This is a genomic window from Hydrogenophaga sp. GW456-12-10-14-TSB4 (assembly GCF_059424305.1).
Genome location: NZ_JBWKZH010000065.1, coordinates 1 through 22,031 on the forward strand (window position 1 = coordinate 1; position 22,031 = coordinate 22,031).

22 protein-coding genes and 1 tRNA gene are annotated in these 22,031 nt (G+C 67.2%); 8 read left to right on the forward strand and 15 right to left on the reverse strand.

Annotation, left to right across the window (positions count from 1 at the left end; translation table 11 throughout):
• Window positions 1–34: 34 nt before the first annotated feature.
• From AC07ZS_RS24075 to AC07ZS_RS24095, 5 genes are all read left to right on the forward strand, one after another.
• A complete protein-coding gene (locus tag AC07ZS_RS24075; protein ID WP_494801055.1) occupies window positions 35–1,033 on the forward strand; it encodes an ABC transporter substrate-binding protein in 999 nt (332 codons plus the stop codon).
• Between the two features lie 91 nt (window positions 1,034–1,124).
• Window positions 1,125–1,934, forward strand: coding sequence for an ABC transporter ATP-binding protein (locus AC07ZS_RS24080; protein ID WP_494801056.1), 810 nt, complete (start codon window positions 1,125–1,127; stop codon window positions 1,932–1,934).
• Window positions 1,931–2,743, forward strand: a complete 813-nt coding sequence (locus AC07ZS_RS24085; protein WP_494801057.1) for an ABC transporter permease — start codon at window positions 1,931–1,933, stop codon at window positions 2,741–2,743. Before AC07ZS_RS24080 ends, AC07ZS_RS24085 begins: the two co-directional genes overlap by 4 nt.
• 19 nt (window positions 2,744–2,762) lie before the next feature.
• The gene (locus tag AC07ZS_RS24090; RefSeq protein ID WP_494801058.1) at window positions 2,763–4,109 is read left to right on the forward strand and encodes an FAD-binding oxidoreductase; all 1,347 of its coding nucleotides are present in this window, start codon (window positions 2,763–2,765) and stop codon (window positions 4,107–4,109) included.
• A gap of 28 nt (window positions 4,110–4,137) precedes the next feature.
• Window positions 4,138–4,593 (forward strand): RidA family protein, encoded by a 456-nt coding sequence (locus AC07ZS_RS24095; protein WP_494801059.1) that lies wholly within the window; start codon window positions 4,138–4,140, stop codon window positions 4,591–4,593.
• On the opposite strand, the gene AC07ZS_RS24100 is transcribed toward AC07ZS_RS24095, so the two are convergent.
• The 12 genes from AC07ZS_RS24100 to AC07ZS_RS24155 form a co-directional block, all read right to left on the reverse strand.
• Window positions 4,590–5,774, reverse strand: a complete 1,185-nt coding sequence (locus AC07ZS_RS24100) for an HD-GYP domain-containing protein (protein WP_494801060.1) — start codon at window positions 5,772–5,774, stop codon at window positions 4,590–4,592. The two genes, AC07ZS_RS24095 and AC07ZS_RS24100, sit on opposite strands and share 4 nt — an antisense overlap.
• Before the next feature lie 109 nt (window positions 5,775–5,883).
• A tRNA-Val gene (locus AC07ZS_RS24105) sits at window positions 5,884–5,958 on the reverse strand.
• Window positions 5,959–6,015: 57 nt separating this feature from the next.
• Window positions 6,016–6,723 (reverse strand): DNA polymerase III subunit epsilon, encoded by a 708-nt coding sequence (gene dnaQ / locus AC07ZS_RS24110; RefSeq protein WP_494801061.1) that lies wholly within the window; start codon window positions 6,721–6,723, stop codon window positions 6,016–6,018.
• The gene (fdx, locus tag AC07ZS_RS24115; protein ID WP_494801062.1) at window positions 6,723–7,061 is read right to left on the reverse strand and encodes an ISC system 2Fe-2S type ferredoxin; all 339 of its coding nucleotides are present in this window, start codon (window positions 7,059–7,061) and stop codon (window positions 6,723–6,725) included. The genes dnaQ and fdx overlap by 1 nt, the downstream gene beginning before the upstream one ends.
• 11 nt (window positions 7,062–7,072) lie before the next feature.
• On the reverse strand, window positions 7,073–8,944 hold the full coding sequence (gene hscA, locus AC07ZS_RS24120) for a Fe-S protein assembly chaperone HscA (protein WP_494801063.1): 1,872 nt from the start codon (window positions 8,942–8,944) through the stop codon (window positions 7,073–7,075).
• 32 nt (window positions 8,945–8,976) lie between these two features.
• Window positions 8,977–9,495 carry a Fe-S protein assembly co-chaperone HscB gene (gene hscB, locus AC07ZS_RS24125; RefSeq protein ID WP_494801087.1) on the reverse strand — a complete coding sequence of 173 codons (519 nt, stop codon included), beginning with the start codon at window positions 9,493–9,495 and terminating at the stop codon, window positions 8,977–8,979.
• Window positions 9,496–9,559: 64 nt separating this feature from the next.
• Window positions 9,560–9,883, reverse strand: a complete 324-nt coding sequence (gene iscA, locus AC07ZS_RS24130) for an iron-sulfur cluster assembly protein IscA (RefSeq protein ID WP_494801064.1) — start codon at window positions 9,881–9,883, stop codon at window positions 9,560–9,562.
• A gap of 16 nt (window positions 9,884–9,899) precedes the next feature.
• Entirely contained in the window at window positions 9,900–10,286 is a 387-nt protein-coding gene (gene iscU / locus AC07ZS_RS24135) for a Fe-S cluster assembly scaffold IscU (RefSeq protein WP_297650949.1), read from the reverse strand.
• 12 nt (window positions 10,287–10,298) lie between these two features.
• Window positions 10,299–11,516, reverse strand: coding sequence for an IscS subfamily cysteine desulfurase (locus AC07ZS_RS24140; protein WP_494801065.1), 1,218 nt, complete (start codon window positions 11,514–11,516; stop codon window positions 10,299–10,301).
• A gap of 73 nt (window positions 11,517–11,589) precedes the next feature.
• The gene (gene iscR, locus AC07ZS_RS24145; RefSeq protein ID WP_494801066.1) at window positions 11,590–12,126 is read right to left on the reverse strand and encodes a Fe-S cluster assembly transcriptional regulator IscR; all 537 of its coding nucleotides are present in this window, start codon (window positions 12,124–12,126) and stop codon (window positions 11,590–11,592) included.
• Between the two features lie 216 nt (window positions 12,127–12,342).
• Complete coding sequence (gene uvrB, locus AC07ZS_RS24150; protein ID WP_494801067.1) at window positions 12,343–14,463, reverse strand: excinuclease ABC subunit UvrB; 2,121 nt, start codon at window positions 14,461–14,463, stop codon at window positions 12,343–12,345.
• Window positions 14,417–14,791 carry a DUF6172 family protein gene (locus AC07ZS_RS24155; RefSeq protein ID WP_494801068.1) on the reverse strand — a complete coding sequence of 125 codons (375 nt, stop codon included), beginning with the start codon at window positions 14,789–14,791 and terminating at the stop codon, window positions 14,417–14,419. Before AC07ZS_RS24155 ends, uvrB begins: the two co-directional genes overlap by 47 nt.
• 40 nt (window positions 14,792–14,831) lie before the next feature.
• Between AC07ZS_RS24155 and AC07ZS_RS24160 the strand changes: the two genes are divergently transcribed.
• Window positions 14,832–15,434, forward strand: coding sequence for a 3'-5' exonuclease (locus tag AC07ZS_RS24160; protein WP_494801069.1), 603 nt, complete (start codon window positions 14,832–14,834; stop codon window positions 15,432–15,434).
• A gap of 3 nt (window positions 15,435–15,437) precedes the next feature.
• Here AC07ZS_RS24160 and AC07ZS_RS24165 read toward each other — a convergent pair whose 3' ends face one another.
• Entirely contained in the window at window positions 15,438–15,650 is a 213-nt protein-coding gene (locus tag AC07ZS_RS24165; RefSeq protein WP_494801070.1) for a DUF3820 family protein, read from the reverse strand.
• A complete protein-coding gene (locus AC07ZS_RS24170; protein WP_494801071.1) occupies window positions 15,647–16,474 on the reverse strand; it encodes an alpha/beta fold hydrolase in 828 nt (275 codons plus the stop codon). The genes AC07ZS_RS24165 and AC07ZS_RS24170 overlap by 4 nt, the downstream gene beginning before the upstream one ends.
• A 152-nt stretch (window positions 16,475–16,626) precedes the next feature.
• Here AC07ZS_RS24170 and AC07ZS_RS24175 point away from each other — a divergent pair, with 152 nt between their 5' ends.
• Entirely contained in the window at window positions 16,627–18,330 is a 1,704-nt protein-coding gene (locus AC07ZS_RS24175; RefSeq protein ID WP_494801072.1) for an AMP-binding protein, read from the forward strand.
• On the opposite strand, the gene chrA is transcribed toward AC07ZS_RS24175, so the two are convergent.
• Window positions 18,331–19,674: a chromate efflux transporter gene (gene chrA, locus AC07ZS_RS24180; protein WP_494801073.1), complete on the reverse strand. Its 1,344-nt coding sequence runs from the start codon at window positions 19,672–19,674 to the stop codon at window positions 18,331–18,333.
• A gap of 338 nt (window positions 19,675–20,012) precedes the next feature.
• On the opposite strand from chrA, the gene AC07ZS_RS24185 reads away from it, so the two are divergent.
• Window positions 20,013–22,025 (forward strand): PAS domain S-box protein, encoded by a 2,013-nt coding sequence (locus AC07ZS_RS24185; RefSeq protein WP_494801074.1) that lies wholly within the window; start codon window positions 20,013–20,015, stop codon window positions 22,023–22,025.
• The last annotated feature ends 6 nt before the right edge of the window (window positions 22,026–22,031 follow it).

Sequence of the window (22,031 nt, forward strand, 5' to 3'; positions counted from 1 at the left end):
GTCCCATCCCCACCCTTCGACAGAAAGGCCTGCCATGTCCTCCTCCGCATCCCTGACCCGCCTGTGCCGAGCCCTCGGCGTCACCGCCCTGGGCGTTCTGAGCCTGGGCGCCGCCCAGGCCCAGGAAAAGTTCACCTTCATGACCAACTGGTACGCGCAGGCCGAGCACGGCGGCTACTACCAAGCCATCGCCACGGGCATCTACAAGAAATACGGCCTGGACGTGACCATCAAGATGGGCGGCCCGCAGATCAACATCATCCAGATCATGGCCGCCGGCCAGGCCGACTGCATCATGGGCGCGACCGACACGCAGATGATGGTGGCGCGCGGCAACGGCCTGCCCATCGTCAACGTGGCCGCCATCTTCCAGAAGGACCCGCAGGTGCTGATCGCCCACGAAGACGTGAAGTCGTTCGAGGACATGAAGGGCAAGACCATCCTGATCGCGCCCACCGCGATGCGCGGCATGTGGTCCTGGCTCAAGGGCAAGTACGGCTACACCGACGCGCAGGCACGCCCCTACACCTACAACATCCAGCCCTTCGTGGCCGACAAGAACATCGTGCAGATGGGCTTCCTCTCGTCCGAGCCGTTCGCCATCCAGAAAGCCGGCGTGAAGGCCAACACCTTCCTGCTGGCCGACCAGGGCTACCCTCCCTACGCCAACCTGGTCTCCTGCATGGACAAGACCGTCAAGGAGCGCGAGAAGACCGTGGCCGCCTTCGTGAAAGCCACCGCCGAAGGCTACAAGAGCTACCTGGCCGATCCTGCGCCCGCCAACGCGCTGATCAAGAAGGACAACCCCAACATGACCGATGACCAGCTCAACTACGGCATCACCAAGCTCAAGGAGATGGGCATCATCACCAGCGGCGACGCCGCCAAGCAGGGCATCGGCATCATCACGCGCGAACGCCTGCTGAAGACGCACGCCTTCCTGGTCGAGAACGAGATGATCGACCCGGCCAAGGTCAACATCGACCAGGCCTACCGCTTCGACATCTCCCGCGACGCCAAGGTCCTGCCCTGACGACCGCGGTGCGCCGGCCGCGGCGCACCCCACGCGCACCGGTGCGGGCTTCGCCGCCGGCCCCGCCCCGCCTTCACCCCACAAGTACCCCATGAAGACTGACCAATCGTCCGCCGCCCCGGCCATCGACATCCAGGGCGTCCAGAAAACCTACCCCAACGGCACCGTGGCCCTGCAGCCGGTGGACCTGACGGTGCGCGAAGGCGAATTCGTCACCCTGCTCGGCCCCTCGGGTTGCGGCAAGAGCACGCTGCTCAAAATGATCGCCGGCCTGCTCGAACCCACGAGCGGCAGCCTCAAGCTCTGGGGTCAGGGCGTCAACCAGCTGGAGCAGTCGGGCCACCGCCTGGCCTTCGTGTTCCAGTCGCCCACGCTGATGCCCTGGGCCAGCGTGCAGACCAACGTGCGCCTGCCGCTGGACCTGGCCGGCGTGCCGCGCGCCGAGGCCGATGCCCGCGTGGCCGATGCGCTCGCGCTCGTGGGCCTGTCCAAATTCGCCAAGGCCCTGCCGCGCGCCCTCTCCGGTGGCATGCAGATGCGCGTGTCGATCGCGCGCGGCCTGGTGGTCGAACCCACGCTGCTGCTCATGGACGAGCCCTTCGGCGCGCTCGATGAAATCACCCGCCACAAGCTCGATGCCGACCTGCTCGAACTCTGGCAGAAGAAGAACCTCAGCGTCGTCTTCGTCACCCATTCGATCCACGAGGCGGTGTTCCTCTCCAGCCGCGTCGTGATGATGGCCGCGCGCCCGGGCCGCATCGTCGAGGAATTCCAGATCGACCAACCGTACCCGCGCACGCCGGACTTCATGGTCTCCACCGAATTCAGCCACTACGCCAAGCAACTGCAGGACAGCCTGCTGCGCGCCAGCCGCGACACGACCGAGAGCGCACACGCATGAACCCGACGCCCAACACCCCCTTCCTGAAGCAGCCCCGCGTGCAGCGCGTGCTGTACCCGGCCCTGGTCGCCATCGCCCTGGTCGCGCTCTGGCACGGCCTGGTGGTCGGCCTGGAGTTGCCGCCCTACCTGGTCCCGTCGCCGGGCCTGATGATGGAGACGCTGATCAAGGACTGGTCCACGCTCTTCAACTCGCTGCTGATCACGATGAAGATCACCGTGCTGTCCTTCGCGGTGGCCGTGGTCGTCGGCGTGCTGATCTCCTTCCTGTTCGTGCAGAGCCGGCTGATCGAGACCGCGCTGTTCCCGTATGCGGTGCTGCTGCAGGTCACGCCCATCGTGGCCATCGCCCCGCTGATCATCATCTGGGTCAAGCAGCCCACCGCCTCGCTGGTGGTGTGCGCGGCACTGGTGGCCCTGTTCCCCATCATCTCCAACACCACGTTGGGCTTGCGCAGCATCGACCCCGACCTGCAGAGCTACTTCAAGATGAACCGCGCCACGCGCGGCCAGATGCTGTGGCGCCTGCGCATCCCCAGCGCGCTGCCCTACTTCTTTGGCGGCCTGCGCATCTCTTCGGGCCTGGCGCTGATCGGTGCCGTGGTGGCCGAGTTCGTGGCCGGCACCGGCGGCACCAACACCGGCCTGGCCTACCAGATCCTGATGGCGGGCTACCAGCTCGACATCCCGCGCATGTTCGCCGCCCTGCTGCTGATCTCGCTCGCTGGCGTCTTCCTGTTCGTGCTCATGGCCTGGCTGACCAAGGTGTCGCTCGGCTCCTGGCACGCCAGCGAAATCGCCCAGGACTGAACGCACTGAAAGACACACCATGACCGCCATCGAACAACTCCAGCAGGAACTGCCCGGCCTGGACTGGATCACCGACCCCCTCAAGATCGGCCGCCTCTCGCAAGACTTCTCCTGGTTCAGCCCGGTGCTCAAGCGCCAGTTGCTGGGCAAGCGCGGCGACATCGTCGTCAAGCCCCGCACCGAGGACGAGATCCGCCAGGTCGCCTCGGCCTGCGCACGCCACCGCATCCCGCTCACGGTGCGCGGCAGCGGCACCGGCAACTACGGCCAGTCCACCCCGCTGCACGGCGGCGTGATCCTCGACATGAGCGGCTACAACGCCTTCCTGTGGTCGCGCCCCGGCGTGGGCCGCGCGCAGGCCGGCATCCGCCTGGCCGAGTTCGACAACGCCGCCCGCCCCACGGGCTGGGAACTGCGCTGCATCCCTTCGACCTTCCGCAGCGCCTCGCTGGGCGGCCTGTTCAGCGGCGGCTTCGGCGGCGTGGGCTCGATCAACTACGGCCCGATCGGTGCGGCCGGCAACATCCTCGGCATCCGCGCCATGAGCATCGAAGCCGAGCCGCAGGTGGTGGAGCTGCGCGGCCCCGAGGCTTTGCTGATGCACCACCTCTGGGGCACCAACGGCCTGGTGCTGGAAGTGGAGATGGCGCTCGCGCCTGCCCACGACTGGATGGAAATGATCGTCACCTTCGACGACGCCGACCGCGCGCTGGACTTCGGCAACGTGCTCGCGCACGCCCCCGGCATCGTGAAGAAGAACATCGCCCTGCTGGCCGACCCCATTCCCGGCTACATGGCGCCGCTGGCCGAGTACCTGCCCAAGGGCTGCCACGCCGCGTTGCTGCTGGTGGCCGAGTTCTCGGAACCCGCGGCCCTGCAGGTCATCACCGCCCACGGCGGCCAGGTCACCTACCGCCGCACCGCCGACGAGGTGCGGGCCCAGCACCACACGCTGGCCGAGTACTGCTGGAACCACACCACGCTCAACGCCCTCAAGGTGGACAAGGGCCTGACCTACCTGCAGACCACGTTCACGCCCGGCAAGCACCTTGACCAGGTGCGCCGCATCCGCGAACTGTTCGGCGACGAGGTGCTGATGCACGTCGAGTTCCTGCGCAGCATGGACGGCTTCACCACCTGCACCTCGCTGCCGCTGGTGCGCTTCACGACCGAAGAGCGCCTCAACGAGATCATCCAGATCTTCCGCGACAACGGCATCCGCGTGAACAACCCGCACACCTTCATCATCGAGGAAGGCAAGGTCGGCGGCGATCTGCCGCAGAACGTCATCGACATGAAGAAGCGCTTCGACCCGGCCGGCCTTCTCAACCCCGGGAAGATGCGCGCCTGGGGCCTGCCCGACTGAACCCACCCAACCGCCACCGGAGACCCGCATGAGCACAGGCAAACCCATGGCCCATTACGCCGCCACCCGACGCGTCGGTGATTTCGTGTTCATGAGCGGCGTCGTGGCCGTCGACCCGACCGAACAGCGCACGGTGAGCCGCTACGAGGACATTCCGACCAAGGCGCTGGCCTCGCTGCGCAAGCTGGGCTTCGTCACCGGCCAGATGTCGGTCGATGTGTTCGAGGCCCCCATCGTGGCGCAAAGCTGGTTCGTGCTGGACCGCATCCGCCAGCTCGCCGAGGAACACGGCGGCAAGATGTCCGACGTGGTCAAGCTGGTGCAGTACTTCCGCGAGCTGTCCCACTACGCGCCCTACAACCGCGTGCGCGGCCTGTTCTACCCGGGGGAACCGCCGGTGAGCACGGTGGTCGAGGTCTCGCGCTTCCTGCCCGGCGACGAAGTGCTCGTCGAGGTAGAGGCCACGATGTACCTGCCCCGCTAGCGCCTGCTCAGCAGGCGCGGCACGTTCACCACCACCCGCACATCGCCCGGCGGGAGGCTGGCCCGGATCTCATGGGCCGGGTCCTGCGTGTCGCGCCAGGTCGGCTCGCCCAGCGGCATGCCCTGCCGGCCGACGATGGCGAACACCTGCGGCGCGTTCGCCTTGGCGCCGCGGCGCGTGACCACGGCCACCTCGCCACTGGCCAGGCGCACATAGCTGCCCGGCGGATAGAAGCCGATGTGCTTGACGAACAGGGCACCCAGCGCATCGGGCTGCTGATCGGGGCCCAGGTACAGCTCGCGCGCCACCTGCTGCGAAAGCAGGCCGCCGCGACCCTGGCGCGGGCTGATGCAGGCCACATACACGTCGGCCATCTGCAGCAGCCTCTGAGCAAGATCGTCCACGGGCTTGCCCGCCGGGTAACCGCTGCCGTCGGGCCGCTCGTGCTGTTCTTCCACCAGCCGCAACCACAGGGCATCGGACACGGCCAGCTCGCGCAACACCGCGGCGCTGCGCAAGGGGTGTTCGCGCACCGTCTGGCGCTGGGCGTCGGTCAAGGCGCCCGTCTGGCGGGCCATCGCGTCGTGCGTGCGCGTCATGCCGATGTTCATGGTCAGCGCGGCGCGGAACAGCGTGCCCTGTTCGACAGGCGACAGGCCGGTGGACGGCGACACCAGCGCGCACAGGCCTGCCGACAGCAGGGCGTGCGTCGCGCTGTAAGCCATGCGGGCATCGAACAGCAATTGCACAAGCACCAGCAGGCTGTCGTCCGGCGCCGCGCGCCACTGGCGCAGCGCGCGCTCGGCCAGCCGTTCGAGCTTGTCGCGAAACTGGGTCGCCGCCACGCCCTGGTGCAACAGGCTGTTGAGCGAGGCGTGCATGTCGGCCCAGCGCTCCACCGGCCCGGCTTCTTCGCGCGCCTCGACGTTGGGCACCTCCACCGCGTGGCTCACGTTCGCGATGCGGTTGAGCGGCGCGTTGTCGCGCACCATGCGGTCGAGTTCGGTGGTGTAGCTGTACGACCAGGCGCGCCAGTCGGCTTCCAGCACCACGGGCGAGTGCAACATCAGCAGCCCGCGGTGTTGCTCGGACGTGATCGCTTCCCCCTTGCGCAGCAACAGCACACCCTTCGGGTCCCACACGTTCACGGGAACCGGCTGCTGCAGGGCGATGGCGTCCATGGGAAGCGGCTTGTACATCCCTGTGAATCTACGCCGCTCCCCGGCAGGGAAAGCCGGGAATAGAAGCAGAAAAGCCTGCAAGTTCAAGAACTTGCAGGCTTTCTGGGTCTGGTGGGCGGTGCAGGGTTCGAACCTGCGACCCCTGCCGTGTGAAGGCAGTGCTCTACCACTGAGCTAACCGCCCGATTGATCTGTGCCGATCTCTCGGAAGCCTCAAATTATAGCCGGTTTTTTTGCAAATTCAGACAGCCTGCAAAGTTCGCCACAAGGTTTTGCCTTTGCTCGCCTTGTCGAGCTCGGCCAGCACGCCTTCGTGCGCCTGGGCTTCCTGCTCATTGGCCAGCAGCACCGGCAACTCGAAGCGGCTCAGGTCCAGGGCTTCGGTCTGCCCGTCCTCACCCGGCGCGTCGCCGATGTCCATGATCAGCGCATCCTGGCCGCGCGTCATGTTGATGTAGACGTCGGCCAGCAGTTCGGCATCGAGCAAGGCGCCGTGCAGCGTGCGGCCCGAGTTGTCCACGCCCAGCCGGTCGCACAGGGCATCGAGGCCGTTGCGCTTGCCCGGGAACATCTCCTTGGCCATCACCAGGCTGTCGGTCACCTGGCCCAGGATGGTGGTGATGGGTGGATGGCCCAGGCGCTCCATCTCCTTGTTGAGGAAGCTGATGTCGAACGGCGCGTTGTGGATGATCACCTCCGCATCGCGCAGGTAGTCCAGCAACTGGTCCGAAATGGCCGCGAACTTGGGCTTGTCGCGCAGGAACTCGTTGCTGATGCCGTGCACCTTGAGCGCGTCCTCGTGGCTGTCCCGCTCAGGGTTCAGGTAGAAGTGCAGGTTGTTGCCGGTGAGCTTGCGGTTGAGCAGCTCGACGCAACCGATCTCGATGATGCGGTCGCCGTTCTCGGCCGACAGGCCCGTGGTTTCCGTGTCGAGGACGATCTGGCGCATCAGTGGTTCTCTTTCGCGTGGTTGATCGAGTACTTGGGAATCTCCACCGTCAGGTCGTTCTGCGCCACGATGGCCTGGCAGGACAGGCGCGAGTTGGGCTCCAGGCCCCAGGCGCGGTCGAGCAGGTCTTCCTCGGTCTCGTCCAGTTCGTTCAGGCTGTTGAAGCCGTCGCGCACGATCACGTGGCAGGTGGTGCAGGCCGCGCTCATGTCGCAGGCGTGCTCGATGTTGATCTTGTTGTCCAGCAGGGCTTCGCAGATCGAGGTGCCCGCGGGCGCCGTGATGCTGGCGCCCTGGGGACAGTATTCGGGATGGGGCAGGATCTTGATCGTGGGCATGGGAGTGGTGGTCAGACTTCTTCGAGTTTCTTGCCGGACAAGGCCTGCTGGATGCCGCGGTTCATGCGCAGCGCGGCGAACGGCTCGGTGACCTTGGCCAGCTCGCTGGTGGTGTTCTCGATCGCCTTGGCATCCTCGCCTTGCGCGGTCTGCGCCAACGCCGCCATGAGGTCGTCGATCTGCTGGCGTTCGGCGGGCTGCAGCAGGTCGGCGTCGGCCGCCAGCGCGGTGCGCGTGGCGGCGATCATGCGGTCGGCGTCCACGCGGGCCTCGACCAGCGCGCGCGCCTGGATGTCCTGCTGCGCGGTGGCAAAGCTGTCCTGCAGCATGGCGGCGATCTGCTCGTCGCTCAGGCCGTAGGCGGGCTTCACGTCCACGCGGGCCTCCACGCCGCTGCCCTGCTCTTTCGCGCTCACCGACAGCAGGCCGTCGGCGTCCACGGTGAAGGTCACGCGGATGCGCGCGGCACCGGCCACCATGGGCGGGATGCCGCGCAGCTCGAAGCGCGCGAGGCTGCGGCAATCGGCCACCAGATCGCGCTCGCCCTGCACCACGTGCAGCGCCAAGGCGGTCTGGCCGTCCTGGTAGGTGGTGAAATCCTGCGCCAGCGCGGTGGGGATGGCGCTGTTGCGCGGCACGATGCGCTCGACCAGGCCGCCCATGGTCTCGATGCCCAGCGACAGCGGGATCACATCGAGCAGCAGCAGGTCACCGTCGCGGCTGTTGCCGGCGAGCGCGTTGGCCTGGATGGCGGCGCCCAGCGCCACCACCTCGTCCGGGTTGAGGTTGGTCAGCGGCTCGGAACCGAAGAACTCGCCCACTGTGCGGCGGATCACCGGCATGCGGGTCGAACCACCGACCATCACCACGCCCTGCACCTCGTCCTTGGCCGCTCCGGCGTCGCGCAACACCTTGCGCACCGCCGTCATGGTGCGGGCGGTGAGTGCGGCGGTGCAGGCCTCGAAATCGGCCGGCGTCACCGCTTGTTCGACGGCCTTGCCGGCCACGTGGGCGCGGAAGGTCTCGCTCTCGGCCGACGACAGGGCCTCTTTCACACGGCGCGCCTCGGCGTGCACGGCGGCCCGCTCCGAGGCATTGAGCCCGGCGCTCACGCCTTGCTGCGCCAGCACCCAGACGGCCAGCGCCTGGTCGTAGTCGTCGCCGCCCAGGGCCGAATCGCCGCCGGTGGCCATCACCTCGAACACGCCCTTGGTCAGGCGCAGGATGGAGATGTCGAAGGTGCCGCCGCCCAGATCGTAGATGGCGTAGACGCCTTCGGAACCGTTGTCCAGGCCGTAGGCGATGGCCGCGGCCGTGGGCTCGTTGATCAGGCGCAGCACGTTGATGCCGGCGAGCTGGGCCGCGTCCTTGGTGGCCTGGCGCTGCGCGTCGTCGAAGTACGCCGGCACGGTGATCACCGCGCCATACAGGTCGTCGTCAAAGCTGTCCTCGGCCCGGAAGCGCAGCGTGGCCAGGATCTCGGCGCTGACTTCCATCGGTGTCTTGCGGCCGGCCACGGTCTCCACCACGGCCATGCCATCCTGTTCCACCACGGTGTAGGACAGCTTGTCCACGTCGGCCACCTGCGCGCGGCGGCGGCCCATGAGGCGCTTGACCGAACTCACGGTGTTCGCCGGATCCTGCACCTGCGCGGCCAGCGCCTCGAAGCCGATCTGCCGGCCCGAGCCGCCCTGCGCGGGGTCGAGGTACCGCACCACGCTGGGCAGGATCACGCGGCCGTCGGCCGCCGGCAGGCATTCGGAGACGCCGTGGCGCACCGCGGCCACCAGCGAATGCGTGGTGCCCAGGTCGATGCCCACCGCCACGCGCCGCTGGTGCGGGTCGAGGGACTGGCCGGGTTCGGAGATCTGCAGAAGCGCCATGGGTCAACGGTCATTCATGAAAGGGGAACCGTCTATTGTCCCAGCAGATCGAGGCGGTTCTCCACATCGCCGGCAAAGCGCTCAACGAACATAAGGGCTCTGACCTGCTTGGCCAGCGCCGGCCAGTCCTGCAACTCGTCCGCCGTGGTCTGCAGCTCCTGCAGAAGCGTGCGGCGCGTGGCAGCCACTTCGTCGGCCATGCGCTCCAGGTCGTCCAGGCCTTCGGCCTCCTCCAGGTCTTCGCGCCATTGCATCTGCTGCATCAGGAAAGCGGCGGGCATGGCGGTGTTGTTCTCGGCCTGGATCGGCGCGCCGTGCAGCTCGCACAGGTAGGCCGCGCGCTTGAGCGGGTCCTTCAGGCGCTGGTAGGCCTCGTTGATGCGCACCGACCATTGCATGGCCTGGCGCTGCGTCTGGGCGTCGGCGGTGGCGAAACGGTCGGGATGGGCCTCGCGCTGCAGGTCTTTCCAGCGCGCGTCGAGCGCGGCGCGGTCCACCGCGTAACGCGGGCTCAGGCCGAAGATCTCGAAGTCGTTCGATTGCAGGTTCAGGTTCATCGCGTGAAAAAGCCGCCAGCACTGGACAGCACGGGCGGCTTGACGGGAGAACGCAGCATCAGATGCGGAAGCTTTCGCCGCAGCCGCAACGGTCGCGCTCGTTCGGGTTGTTGAAACGGAAGCCCTCATTGAGGCCTTCGCGCACGAAATCGAGCTGCGTGCCGTCGATGTAGGCCAGGCTCTTGGGGTCGACCAGCACCTTCACGCCGTTGTCCTCGAACACCACGTCTTCCGGCGCGATCTCGTCGGCGTACTCCAGCTTGTAGGCCATGCCGGAGCAGCCCGTCGTCTTCACGCCCAGGCGCACGCCCACGCCCTTGCCGCGCTTGGCGATGTAGCGGTTGACGTGGCGGGCAGCAGATTCAGAAATCGAGATGGCCATGGGAACGCGCCGCTCCTCAGTTCACGTGCTTCTTGCGGTAGTCGTCCACCGCCGCCTTGATGGCGTCTTCGGCCAGGATCGAGCAGTGGATCTTCACCGGCGGCAGGGCCAGCTCTTCGGCGATCTGGCTGTTCTTGAGCGCAGCGGCCTGGTCCAGCGTCTTGCCCTTGACCCATTCGGTCACCAGCGACGACGAGGCAATCGCCGAGCCGCAGCCGTAGGTCTTGAAGCGCGCGTCCTCGATCACGCCCGTGGCGGGGTTGACCTTGATCTGCAGCTTCATCACGTCGCCGCAGGCCGGTGCGCCCACCATGCCGGTGCCCACCGAGTCGTCGCCCTTTTCAAAGGAACCGACGTTGCGGGGATTTTCATAGTGGTCAACCACTTTTTCTGAGTAAGCCATGGTGTTTCTCCTTCAATGCGCTGACCACTGGATCGTGGACAGGTCGATACCGTCTTTGAACATTTCCCACAGCGGGGACAACTCGCGCAGCTTGGCGACGTTTTCCTTGATGGTCGCGATCGCGTAGTCGATCTCTTCCTCGGTCGTCCAGCGGCCGATGGTCATGCGCAGGCTGCTGTGCGCCAGTTCGTCGCTGCGGCCCAGGGCGCGCAGCACGTAGCTGGGCTCCAGGCTGGCCGAGGTGCAGGCCGAGCCCGACGACACCGCCAGACCCTTGATGCCCATGATGAGCGACTCGCCCTCGACGTAGTTGAAACTCATGTTGAGGTTGTGCGGCACGCGGCGCGTTTCATGGCCGTTGATGAACACCTCTTCCACGTCCTTCAGGCCGGCGACCATGCGGTCGTGCAGGGCCTTGATGCGCTGGTTCTCTTCGTGCATCTCGGCCTTGGCGATGCGGTAGGCCTCGCCCATGCCCACGATCTGGTGCGTGGGCAGCGTGCCCGAGCGCATGCCGCGCTCGTGGCCACCGCCGTGCATCTGCGCCTCGATGCGGATGCGCGGCTTGCGGCGCACGTACAGGGCACCGATGCCCTTGGGGCCGTAGGTCTTGTGCGAGGTCAGGCTCATCAGATCGACGGGCAGCGCCTGCAGGTCGATGTCGACCCGGCCGGTGGCCTGCGCCGCGTCCACGTGGAAGATCACGCCCTTCTCGCGGCAGATCGCGCCCAGGGCCGCGATGTCCTGGATCACACCGATCTCGTTGTTCACGAACATGACCGAGGCCAGGATGGTGTCCGGGCGGATCGCGGCCTTGAAGGCCTCCAGATCGACCAGGCCGTCGGCCTGCACGTCCAGATAGGTCACCTCGAAGCCCTGTCGCTCCAGCTCGCGCATGGTGTCGAGCACGGCCTTGTGCTCGGTCTTCACCGTGATGAGGTGCTTGCCCTTGGTCTTGTAGAACTGCGCCGCGCCCTTGAGCGCCAGGTTGTTGGACTCGGTCGCGCCGCTGGTCCAGACGATCTCGCGCGGGTCGGCGTTGATCAGGGCCGCGACCTGCTCACGGGCGGTCTCCACGGCCTTCTCGGCCTCCCATCCCCAGGCGTGGCTGCGCGAGGCCGGGTTGCCGAAGTGCTCGCGCAACCAGGGAATCATGGCGTCCACCACCCGCGGATCGCAGGGGTTGGTGGCGCTGTAGTCCATGTAGATGGGAAAGTGCGGAGTGCTCATGGAAGGACGGTTCGTGGGCTGATCGGTGAAAAGGGAGGTGGCGTCGGGGTCGTGCGCCCCGCTCAGGCCGGGTTCATTTCGAGAGCGCAGCGCCTCCCAGGGCGAAAACCGAGTTGGGCGCGTTCACGCGGATCGGCTTGACCACCGGGGCGCTGGAAATCGCCCGCTTGATCATGGGCGCGTTCTCCACCACCACGCCTTTGGCGAGCTGCTCGTCCACCAGCGACTGCAGGGACACCGAGTCGAGGAAATCGACCATCTTGGCGTTGAGCTGGGCCCACAGCTCGTGCGTCATGCAGCGGTGGCCTTCGCCCAGGCAGTTTTCCTTGCCGCCGCACTGGGTGGCGTCGATGGGCTCGTCCACGGAGACGATGATGTCGGCCACGGTGATGTCGGCCGCCTTGCGGCCCAGCGTGTAACCGCCGCCGGGGCCACGGGTGGATTCCACCAGTTCGTGGCGGCGCAGTTTGCCGAACAGCTGTTCCAGGTAGGACAGCGAAATCTGTTGCCGCTGGCTGATCGCCGCGAGCGTGACGGGTCCATTGTTCTGGCGCAGAGCCAGATCGATCATGGCGGTGACCGCAAAGCGGCCTTTGGTCGTGAGGCGCATTTCAAGCTCCTTGTCATGTTGGCTTGACTGTCGTGGCATGGTCCACCGGGCGAAAACCCTCTGGACCCCTTCTCCACCCACCCCGACCCCGTGGGGGTCTGTTGTTATCGAAGGCTTTCCCGACTGTTTTCGTCGAGTATACCTCAAAAGCCTAGTGTTTTGCTCAGCATTTTACTGGTAAACCCTGCCCGTTCCTCCAGTGGAACGGTTGGTGCCTCAAGCGATGCTGTCCGTACCCGGAGCGCCAAAAACCTGGGCCTTGAGATGCGCGAGCTGGTCGCGCACGCCGGCGGCCTTCTCGAACTCCAGGTTGCGAGCGTGCTCGAGCATGAGTTTTTCGAGCCGCTTGATCTCGCGTGCCACGTCTTTCTCGCTCATGTCCTCGACGCTGGCGCGCTGGGCGCTCTCGGCAGCCAGGCGATCGGCCTCCCGACCGGCCTTCTCGCTATAGACGCCGTCAATCAGGTCCTTGATCCGCTTGTTGATGCTGCGCGGCTCGATGCCCATGGCCAGATTGTGGGCGATCTGCTTGTCGCGCCGGCGCTGGGTTTCGTCCATCGCCCGCTTCATCGAGTCGGTGATGCGGTCGGCGTACAGGATGGCCTTGCCACCCAGGTTGCGCGCGGCGCGGCCGATGGTCTGGATCAGGCTTCGCTCCGAGCGCAGGAAGCCTTCCTTGTCGGCGTCCAGGATCGCCACCAGCGACACCTCGGGAATGTCCAGCCCCTCGCGCAGCAGGTTGATGCCCACCAGCACGTCGAAGGCGCCCAGGCGCAGGTCGCGGATGATTTCCACCCGCTCCACGGTATCGACATCGCTGTGCAGATAGCGAACCTTGACGCCGTTTTCCGTCAGGTAGTCGGTGAGCTGCTCGGCCATGCGCTTGGTCAGCGTGGTGATCAGCACGCGCTCGTTTTTCTCGACGCGGATGCGGATCTCCTGCAGCACGTCGTCCACCTGGTGGGTGGCGGGGCGCACCTCCAGTTCCGGGTCCACCAGACCGGTGGGGCGCACCAGTTGCTCCACCACCTGACCGGCGTGGGTTTTCTCGTAGTCGGCCGGCGTGGCGGAGACGAACACCACCTGGCGCATGCGCTGCTCGAACTCCTCCAGCTTGAGCGGGCGGTTGTCCAGCGCGCTGGGCAGGCGGAAACCGTACTCCACCAGCGTGGTCTTGCGCGCGCGGTCGCCGTTGTACATGCCGCCGAACTGGCCCATGAGCACGTGGCTCTCGTCCAGGAACATCACCGCGTCCTTGGGCAGGTAGTCGGTCAGGGTGGACGGGGGCTCGCCCGGGGCACTGCCCGCCAGGTGGCGCGAGTAGTTCTCGATGCCCTTGCAGTGGCCGACCTCGCTGAGCATCTCCACGTCGAAACGGGTGCGCTGCTCCAGCCGCTGGGCCTCCACCAGCTTGCCCTCACCCACCAGCTGCTTGAGCCGGTCGGCCAGTTCCAGCTTGATCGCCTCCACCGCGTGCAGCACCTGCTCGCGCGGCGTCACGTAGTGGCTGCTGGGGTAGACGGTGAAGCGCGGGATCTTCTGGCGCACCTTGCCGGTGAGCGGGTCGAACAGCTGCAGCGTCTCCACCTCGTCGTCGAACAGCTCGATGCGGATCGCCATTTCCGAGTGTTCGGCGGGAAACACGTCGATGGTGTCGCCGCGCACGCGGAACTTGCCGCGCGAGAAGTCCTGTTCGTTGCGCGCGTACTGCATGCGCACCAGCTGGGCGATCAGGTCGCGCTGGCCGATCTTGTCGCCCGTGCGCAGCGTCATCACCATCTGGTGGTAGCTCTCGGGCTTGCCGATGCCGTAGATCGCCGAGACGGTGGCCACGATCACCACGTCGCGCCGCTCCAGGATGCTCTTGGTGCAACTGAGCCGCATCTGCTCGATGTGCTCGTTGATCGCGCTGTCCTTTTCGATGAACAGGTCGCGCTGCGGCACATAGGCCTCGGGCTGGTAGTAGTCGTAGTAGCTGACGAAGTACTCCACCGCGTTCTTGGGGAAGAACTCGCGGAACTCGCTGTAGAGCTGCGCGGCCAGCGTCTTGTTGGGCGCGAACACGATCGCCGGGCGGCCCAGCCGCGCGATCACGTTGGCCATGGTGAAGGTCTTGCCCGAGCCGGTCACGCCCAGCAGGGTCTGGAACACCTCGCCGTCGTTCACCCCCTCCACCAACTGGCGGATGGCCTCAGGCTGGTCACCCGCCGGCGGATAAGGCAGGAACAGCTCGAACGGGGAACCGGGAAATGTGAGGAACTCGCCCTCGGGGGGCGCGTCGCTCACCCCTTCAATCAGCGGGTCTTTCGGCGTCGGAGGCAGGGTCGTCTGGGGCATCGGACGATTGTGCCGGATGGTCGCCGGCGGTGCTGGCGCCCGGCGGGCGCGGGCGGCGCACGCCTGGCTTGGCCAGGATTTCCACATAGGCCTGCGCCCCACCCTCGCGCGCCAAGGCGTCCAGCTGGCCGATCAAGGCGGAGAGGTGCACCACCTCGGCGGTTTCCTTGGTGGCGCCGAAGCGGCAGTCGAAGTCCAGGAAATCCACGCCCTCGGGCAGCTCGCGGCGGCGCTCGCGCTTGAGGTATTTGCGGATCTCGTGCTTCACGGCGTCCAGCACGCGATCGCGGTGACGGCCTTCTTGGGTCAGGGGGAAGATTTTTCTCATGGAGGGCGCGATTATGCGCGCCGGGGTATCCTGCCCCGCAATGACCGCCCGAGAACACCACCCCACCCCCAGCAAGGACGAGATCGCCCTGCTGCCCGCGTTCGAGCAGTTGCGGCTCGACCGCATCACACTGGTGAACACCGCAGCCCAGGCCCGCGAAGCCTGCGCGGCCCTGCGCGACCACCGCGCCTGGGGCTTCGACACAGAGTCCAAGCCCACCTTCTTCAAGGACCAGGTGTCCGACGGGCCGCACATCGTTCAGCTCGCCACGATGCAGCACGCCTGGGTCTTCCAGCTGCACGAGCCGGACTGCCGCGCCCAGGTGGCCGCGCTGCTGGCCGACGGCGGCCATACCAAGGCCGGCTTCGGCCTGGGCGACGACACCCGGCGCATCATCGCCAAACTGGGCGTGGCGCCTGGCGGGGTGCTGGAGCTCAACACGGTGTTCCGCGAGCGCGGCTACCGCAAGGACATGGGTGTCAAAGGTGCCATTGCGGTGCTGTTCAACCAGCGCTTCATCAAGTCCAAGAAGGCCGCCACCTCCAACTGGGCCAATGCGCGCCTGACGGAAGCGCAACTCATCTACGCCGCCAACGACGCCTGGGGCGCCATGCGCGTGCACCACGCGCTGGGCTTGAGTTGAATTTCAGCGCTTGCGCAGCGGCGTGAGCAGATCGCTCAGCCCGTTGTGATCGATCTCCCGCATCAGCGCCAGCAGGCGGCCGATCTCACCGGGCGGGAATCCCTCGCGCGCGAACCAGTGCAGGTAGTTGCCCGGCAGGTCGGCGATCAGGCGGCCCTTGTACTTGCCGAAAGGCATCTCCACGGTGACCAGGCGTTCGAGGTCTTCAGGCTTCATGTCAGGGACGTCGATCGGTCCAGCCAGGCGCGCACGCAGGCGTTGAATTCGGCCGGTTTCTGGCGCATCACCCAGTGCCCGGTGTCCAGGGCGAGCACCTCGCAGCCCGGCGAGCGTGTGAGCTGCTCCAGCCAGCGCGCCGAGTGGAACATGAACGGTTTGCGCCGACCGTAGATGTACAGCGCGGGCAGGCTCACGCCCAGCAGCTTGTCCACCCGTGCGATCCCGCGCAGCCCCCCTTGCTCGCCGAACCAGCCCATGGCGTAGGGGTAGTTCATCTGCCAGGCGACCACCGCGGGCTCGTTGCGGCAGCCGATGGTGCGCGCCATGTAACGCGTCATGCGGTTGGCCAGCCCTGGCCACCACGGCCCGATCTTCCAGGCCACCGCCAGCCAGAGCTGGTAGCCGGCGATCATGGCTTTTTCCTTGCCGCTCAGGCCCTTGAGGTAGGCGCCGGAACTGGTGTCGCCGATGTCCACACCCACCACCCGCGCCACGCGATCCGGGTGGCGCGCGGCAAACTCGTAGCCGAACAGGCAGCCCCAGTCGTGCAACAGCAAGGTGACCGACTGGTGCGGGCTCACCGCGTCGATGATCTTGCGGATCAGACCGGCCACCGCCGCCACCGACATCGGGCGCGGCGGCTTCGACAGGTCGTAGCCCGGCAAGGCGAAGCGCACACAGCGGTAACCGCCGCGCAGCGCGGCCACGGTGCTGTCCCACAGCGCCGGGGTGTCGGGCCAGCCGTGCAGCATCACCACCGTGTGTGGGCCGTCGCCTTCCACGAACACATCCACGTCCTCGATCTGCAAAGTGTCCTTCATGGGCCAGCGCCTCCGGCGGTTGGGTGTATCGGGCAGCGCGCATCGTACTGGAATGGAACACCCGGCGTCAGGGAAATCCCGGGCGTGCGTGCGGCTCAGCAGGCGTTCATGATGACCGCTGCCTCCCGCTTTCCCGCACCGACGAGACCGACATGAACCCAGCTTCCACCCCCACCCCTTCCTACGCCCAGGGCCCGCAAAGCCCGGCCCTGCACGAGACCACCATCGGCGAGGCCCTGGCCCGCGCCGCGAGCCGCTGGGGTGAGCGCGAAGCCCTGGTCATCCCACACCAGAACGTGCGCTGGACCTGGCACGAGCTGCTGCAACGCAGCGATGCCGTGGCCGCCGGCCTGCTCGCGCTGGACCTGCAACCTGGCGACCGCGTCGGTATCTGGGCACCCAACTGCGCCGAGTGGACGCTGATGCAGTTCGCCACCGCGCGCGCCGGCCTGATCCTGGTCAACATCAACCCCGCCTACCGCGCCAGCGAACTCGCCTACGCGCTCAACAAGGTCGGCTGCAAGGCCCTGGTGCTCGCGCCCGCGCTCAAGACCAGCAACTACATCGAGATCCTGCGCAGCCTCGCCCCGGAACTGGACGCCTGCGCCCCCGGACAACTGAACGCCCAGGCCCTGCCCCGCCTGCGCTGGGCCGTGCGGCTCGGCCAGGAGAAAACCGCCGGCATGCTCAACTTCGACGACCTGCCCGCGAAAGCCACCGATGCCCACCGCGCGCAGCTCGCCGCCATCGGCCCCCGGCTCGCCCCCACCGACCCGATCAACATCCAGTTCACCTCGGGCACCACCGGCTTTCCCAAGGGTGCCACGCTGACCCACCGCAACATCCTCAACAACGGCTTCTTCGTCGGCGAGGCCATCCGCCTCACGCCCGAAGACCGCCTGTGCATCCCCGTGCCGCTGTACCACTGCTTCGGCATGGTCATGGGCAACCTGGCCTGCGTCACCCACGGCTGCGCCATGGTCTACCCCTCCGAGGCATTCGACCCCGCCGCCGTGCTGCAGACGGTTCAGGCCGAGCGCTGCACCGCGCTCTACGGCGTGCCCACCATGTTCATCGCGGCGCTCGACCACCCGCTGTTCGCCCAGACCCAGCTCGGCAGCCTGCGCACCGGCATCATGGCCGGCTCCCCCTGCCCCATCGAGGTCATGAAGCGCGTGCAGTCGCAGATGAACATGCGCGAAGTGACCATCGCCTACGGCATGACGGAAACCTCCCCTGTCTCTACCCAGAGCGCGGTGGACGACCCAGTGGACCGCCGCGTCTCCACCGTGGGCCGGGTGCAGCCGCACCTGGAGGTGCAGATCGTCGACGCCGACAACCGCGCGGTGCCGCGCGGCGTGGTCGGCGAACTGTGCACGCGCGGCTACTCGGTGATGCAGGGCTACTGGAACGACGCGGAGAAAACCCGAGAAGCCATCGACCCCGAAGGCTGGATGCACACCGGCGACCTCGCCACCATGGACGCCGAAGGCTACGTCAACATCGTCGGCCGGCTCAAGGACATGGTGATCCGGGGCGGCGAAAACGTGTATCCGCGCGAGATCGAGGAGTTCTACTACCGCCACCCCAAGATCCAGGACGTGCAGGTGGTCGGCGTGCCCGACGCACGCTTCGGCGAGGTGCTCTGCGCCTGCGTGGTGCTCAAGACCGGCGAGAAGGCCACGGTGCAGGAGCTGCAGGACTTCGCGCGCGGCCAGATCGCGCACTACAAGGTGCCGGCCTACATCGAGTTCGTCGACGCCTTCCCCATGACCATCACCGGCAAGATCCAGAAATTCCTGCTGCGCGAGGCCATGGTCAAGCAACTGGGCCTCAAGGCGGCGGCGACGGCCTGATCAGCGCAGCAGGGTCAGCGCCAGCCCGGCCAGCGCGCACGCGCCCAGCAGCGGCATCACGCCCCACTTGAACCGGAACAGCGCCACCAGCGCCAGCAGCGTGATGACCGCCGACACCGCATCGAACGCGCCACCAAAGCCCTTGGGCCACCACACGTGGTACGCGAAGAACAGCGCGAGGTTGAGGATCACCCCCACCACGGCGGCCGTGATGGCCGACAGCGGCGCGGTGAAACCCAGCTTGCCGTGCGTGGCCTCCACCAGCGGGCCGCCGGCCAGGATGAACACGAACGACGGCAGGAAGGTGAAGAAGGTCACCACCGTCGCCGCCAGCGCCGCGCCCAGGAACAGCGCGTCCGGTCCCAGCACCGCCTTCGTCCAGCCGCCGACGAAGCCCACGAAGGCCACCACCATGATCAGCGGGCCGGGCGTGGTTTCGCCCAGCGCCAGGCCGTCGATCATCTGCGCGCCGCTCAGCCACTGGTGCGTCTCCACCGCCCCCTGGTACACATAGGGCAGCACCGCATAGGCGCCGCCGAAGGTGAGCAGCGCCGCCTTGGTGAAAAACCAGCCCATCTGCGCCAGCGTGCCCTGCACACCCTGCGTGGCCACCAGCGCGGCCATGCCGAGCAGCCACAGCGCCAGCCCCGCGCCAAGCACCTTGGCCAGGTGGGGCTTCGAGAAGCGCGCGTGCGCCGGCGTGGGCGTGTCGTCGTCGATCAGCGCCGGGCCAAAGCCCGCCACCTGGGCACCGTGTCCCCCACCCAACGCAAAAACGCCGGGCCAGCGCCGCGCACCGAAATGGCCGATCAGGCCGGCGGCCAGCACGATGGCGGGAAACGGCGTGTCGAACGCAAAAATGGCCACGAAAGCCGCGGCGGCGATGCCCCACATCCAGGGATTGCGCAGCGCCCGCGTGCCGATGCGGTGCGCCGCGTGCAGCACCAGGGCCGTCACCGCCGGCTTGATGCCATAGAAGATGCCCGCCACCACCGGCACGTCGCCAAAGCGCAGGTACACCCAGGACAGGCCAATCAGGATGAACAGCGAGGGCAGCACGAACAGCGCACCGGCCACGATGCCGCCCCAGGTGCGGTGCATCAGCCAGCCGATGTAGGTGGCCAGCTGCTGGGCCTCGGGGCCCGGCAGCAGCATGCAGTAGTTCAGCGCGTGCAGAAAACGCCGCTCGCTGATCCAGCGCCGGCGCTCCACCAGCTCGGTGTGCATGATCGCAATCTGCCCCGCCGGCCCGCCAAAGCTGATGAACCCCAGTTTGAGCCAGAAGCGCAAGGCCTCGGCAAAGCTGACAGTGGCAGGCGGTTCGGCGGCGGCAGGTTCGGGCATGGGACGGGAGCTTGAGGCAACGTCAGGCAATGTAGCGCAACGGTTTGAAACCACCGTGAAGGCCCGCCCCGCCTCTCTTAGCATGCAAATCTGTGCACTCACGAAGCACACGGGGAATCAAGAAGGGGATGTGCAAGAGGGATTCCTTGCAAGAGCGGTCAAGTTGGCCGCAGACAGGCCAGGATCGAGTGATTTTTCACACGAAAGACGTGACAAGCTCTGATACGCTGCCGGAGCGCGACCCCCGAACAACAAAGAGGGAGCCTTTGACGACCGCTGCGCCTCGCGACCGAGTCCTGACCTGGGTACTGCCGCTGCTGCCTGCGGTGGTGGCCCTGATGTTGCTCATTCTCTCCCTCTTCCTGGCCGAGATCATCGTGGCCAACGAGCTCGCGCGGCGCGCAGGCAGCCGGGTCGAACAGGCCGCGCAGCTGTACGCCGACCAGATCTCGCGCTCGCTCGCCCGCCGCACCGTCGAACTGCAGCTGCTGGGCGAGATGGCGCGCGCCGACATCCGCCCCCCCACCTGGCGCGACCAGATGCAGCGCCTGAAGATCAGCACCAACGCCTACGTGTGGATCGGTGTGACCGACGCGCAGGGTCAGGTGGAAGTGGCCAGCGACGGCCTGCTCGAAGGCACCTCCATCGCCTCTCGCGGGGTGTTCATCAACGGCAAGGACGGACTCTGGTTCGGCAGCCTGCACCCGCCGGTGGCCCTGCGCGAACCGCTGGCGGCCCGGGGCATGCGCGTGCCCGAGCAACTGGCCGACATCGCCATGCCCGTCTACGACGCCCAGGGGCTCTCGCGCGGCGTGATCGCCGCGCACCTCGATGCGGCCTTCTTCAACCAGTTGCGCGACCAGGTGCTCGGGCCATCGGAGGCCCGCCGGGTCATGGACCTGGCGCTGGTGGACGACAGCGGCCACGTGCTGATCGGCGATCGGCCGACGGTGAGCGACAGCGAATGGAACTTCCTGCTGGCCAGCCCCGAGGAAAAAACCCACACCGTGCCGGACGACAAGGGCGAGCCCTACATCCTGGCACGCAGTGCCATCCAGCCCCGGGACTCGGAACTGCGCACCTCCTGGCAGGTGGTCGGCTACCAGCCATTGAGCGCCGCGCTGGCCCCGGTGCGCCAGCTCGAGCGCAGCCTGCTCACCTGGGGCGGCATTGCCACCCTGCTCCTGGGGCTGGCCGGCTTCGCGGTCTCGCGCTACCTGGCACGGCCTTACAGCCAATCCGAACAGCACCTGCGCGAGCAGGGCGAGGTGCTGGCGGCGGTGATCAACTCCGCGAGCGACGCCGTCATCAGCGTGGACGTGCGGGGCCGCATCAGCCTGTTCAACCCGGCCGCCGCGCGCATCTTCGGCCATCCTGCCAGCAGCATGATCGGGCAGCCGCTGGACACCCTCCTGCCGCTGACCCAGCGCTCCGGGCACCTGGGTCACCTGCAGCGCTTCGCCGAATCGCAATCCACCACGCGCCCCATGGGCGTGGGACGCGTCACCGGCCTGCGCGCTGATGGGCAGGAGCTGGACCTCGAAGCATCGATCTCGCAGATCACCGTGCGCGGCCACAAGGTCCTCACCGCCATCCTGCGCGACGTGACCGAGCGCGTGCGCGCGGAACGCGCCGTGGCCCAGTACCAGCTTGAACTCTCTGAACTCACGCACCGCCTGCTGCACCAGGAAAAACAGACCACGCGCAGGCTGGCCCAGATCCTGCACGACCAACTGGGCCAGACGCTGGGCGCGATCCGGCTCTCGTTCGACGCACTCACCGGCATGATCCCCCTCAACCTGCCCGACAAGGCCAGGGACCGTGCCACGAAGCTGGGCGACATGATCGACGCGGCCAACACCGAGGTGCGCCAGGTGCTGGTGGAGCTGCGCCCCCCGCTGCTGGACGAACTGGGCCTGCAGGCGGCGCTGGAAAACGAGGTGCACACCCGCATTCCCGACGCGGAGCCGGTGGCGCTGCGCCTGAAGATCGCGCCCCATGCCGGCGACACACGCTGGCCCGCCGACGTGGAGTACGTCGCCTTCATGGTGGCCCGGGAGGCCCTGGCCAACGCCGTGCTGCACGCCAACGCCAGCGAAGTCGTGGTGAAGATCGACGGCGAAGCCGAGTGGCTGCACCTCCAGGTGCTCGACGACGGCAAGGGGCTCAGCCCCAAGTTGGCCGCCGGTCGGCCCGGCCACCTGGGCATCGTCGGCATGCGCGAGCGTGCGCTGGCCATCGGCGCGCGCATGGAAGCCCGGGGCCGACCGCAAGGCGGCACCGAAATCTCTCTCACCTGGGGAACCCAACCGGCCGGCCCGCCCGGTGAACCGTCATCCGCAAGACCCTGATTGCGC

Bases quoted from the DNA above. Each gene is read 5' to 3' on its own strand.
- iscA (WP_494801064.1), bottom strand. From the start codon at position 9,883: ATGGCCATCTCGATTTCTGAATCTGCTGCCCGCCACGTCAACCGCTAC.
- AC07ZS_RS24185 (WP_494801074.1), top strand. From the start codon at position 20,013: ATGTTGCTCATTCTCTCCCTCTTCCTGGCCGAGATCATCGTGGCCAAC.
- AC07ZS_RS24100 (WP_494801060.1), bottom strand. From the start codon at position 5,774: ATGGACGCCATCGCCCTGCAGCAGCCGGTTCCCGTGAACGTGTGGGAC.
- hscA (WP_494801063.1), bottom strand. From the start codon at position 8,944: ATGGCGCTTCTGCAGATCTCCGAACCCGGCCAGTCCCTCGACCCGCAC.
- AC07ZS_RS24160 (WP_494801069.1), top strand. From the start codon at position 14,832: ATGACCGCCCGAGAACACCACCCCACCCCCAGCAAGGACGAGATCGCC.
- iscU (WP_297650949.1), bottom strand. From the start codon at position 10,286: ATGGCTTACTCAGAAAAAGTGGTTGACCACTATGAAAATCCCCGCAAC.
- iscR (WP_494801066.1), bottom strand. From the start codon at position 12,126: ATGCGCCTCACGACCAAAGGCCGCTTTGCGGTCACCGCCATGATCGAT.
- chrA (WP_494801073.1), bottom strand. From the start codon at position 19,674: ATGCCCGAACCTGCCGCCGCCGAACCGCCTGCCACTGTCAGCTTTGCC.
- AC07ZS_RS24090 (WP_494801058.1), top strand. From the start codon at position 2,763: ATGACCGCCATCGAACAACTCCAGCAGGAACTGCCCGGCCTGGACTGG.
- AC07ZS_RS24075 (WP_494801055.1), top strand. From the start codon at position 35: ATGTCCTCCTCCGCATCCCTGACCCGCCTGTGCCGAGCCCTCGGCGTC.
- AC07ZS_RS24175 (WP_494801072.1), top strand. From the start codon at position 16,627: ATGAACCCAGCTTCCACCCCCACCCCTTCCTACGCCCAGGGCCCGCAA.
- fdx (WP_494801062.1), bottom strand. From the start codon at position 7,061: ATGCCCACGATCAAGATCCTGCCCCATCCCGAATACTGTCCCCAGGGC.
- dnaQ (WP_494801061.1), bottom strand. From the start codon at position 6,723: ATGCGCCAGATCGTCCTCGACACGGAAACCACGGGCCTGTCGGCCGAG.
- AC07ZS_RS24095 (WP_494801059.1), top strand. From the start codon at position 4,138: ATGAGCACAGGCAAACCCATGGCCCATTACGCCGCCACCCGACGCGTC.
- AC07ZS_RS24085 (WP_494801057.1), top strand. From the start codon at position 1,931: ATGAACCCGACGCCCAACACCCCCTTCCTGAAGCAGCCCCGCGTGCAG.
- AC07ZS_RS24165 (WP_494801070.1), bottom strand. From the start codon at position 15,650: ATGAAGCCTGAAGACCTCGAACGCCTGGTCACCGTGGAGATGCCTTTC.
- AC07ZS_RS24155 (WP_494801068.1), bottom strand. From the start codon at position 14,791: ATGAGAAAAATCTTCCCCCTGACCCAAGAAGGCCGTCACCGCGATCGC.
- AC07ZS_RS24080 (WP_494801056.1), top strand. From the start codon at position 1,125: ATGAAGACTGACCAATCGTCCGCCGCCCCGGCCATCGACATCCAGGGC.
- AC07ZS_RS24140 (WP_494801065.1), bottom strand. From the start codon at position 11,516: ATGAGCACTCCGCACTTTCCCATCTACATGGACTACAGCGCCACCAAC.
- AC07ZS_RS24170 (WP_494801071.1), bottom strand. From the start codon at position 16,474: ATGAAGGACACTTTGCAGATCGAGGACGTGGATGTGTTCGTGGAAGGC.
- uvrB (WP_494801067.1), bottom strand. From the start codon at position 14,463: ATGCCCCAGACGACCCTGCCTCCGACGCCGAAAGACCCGCTGATTGAA.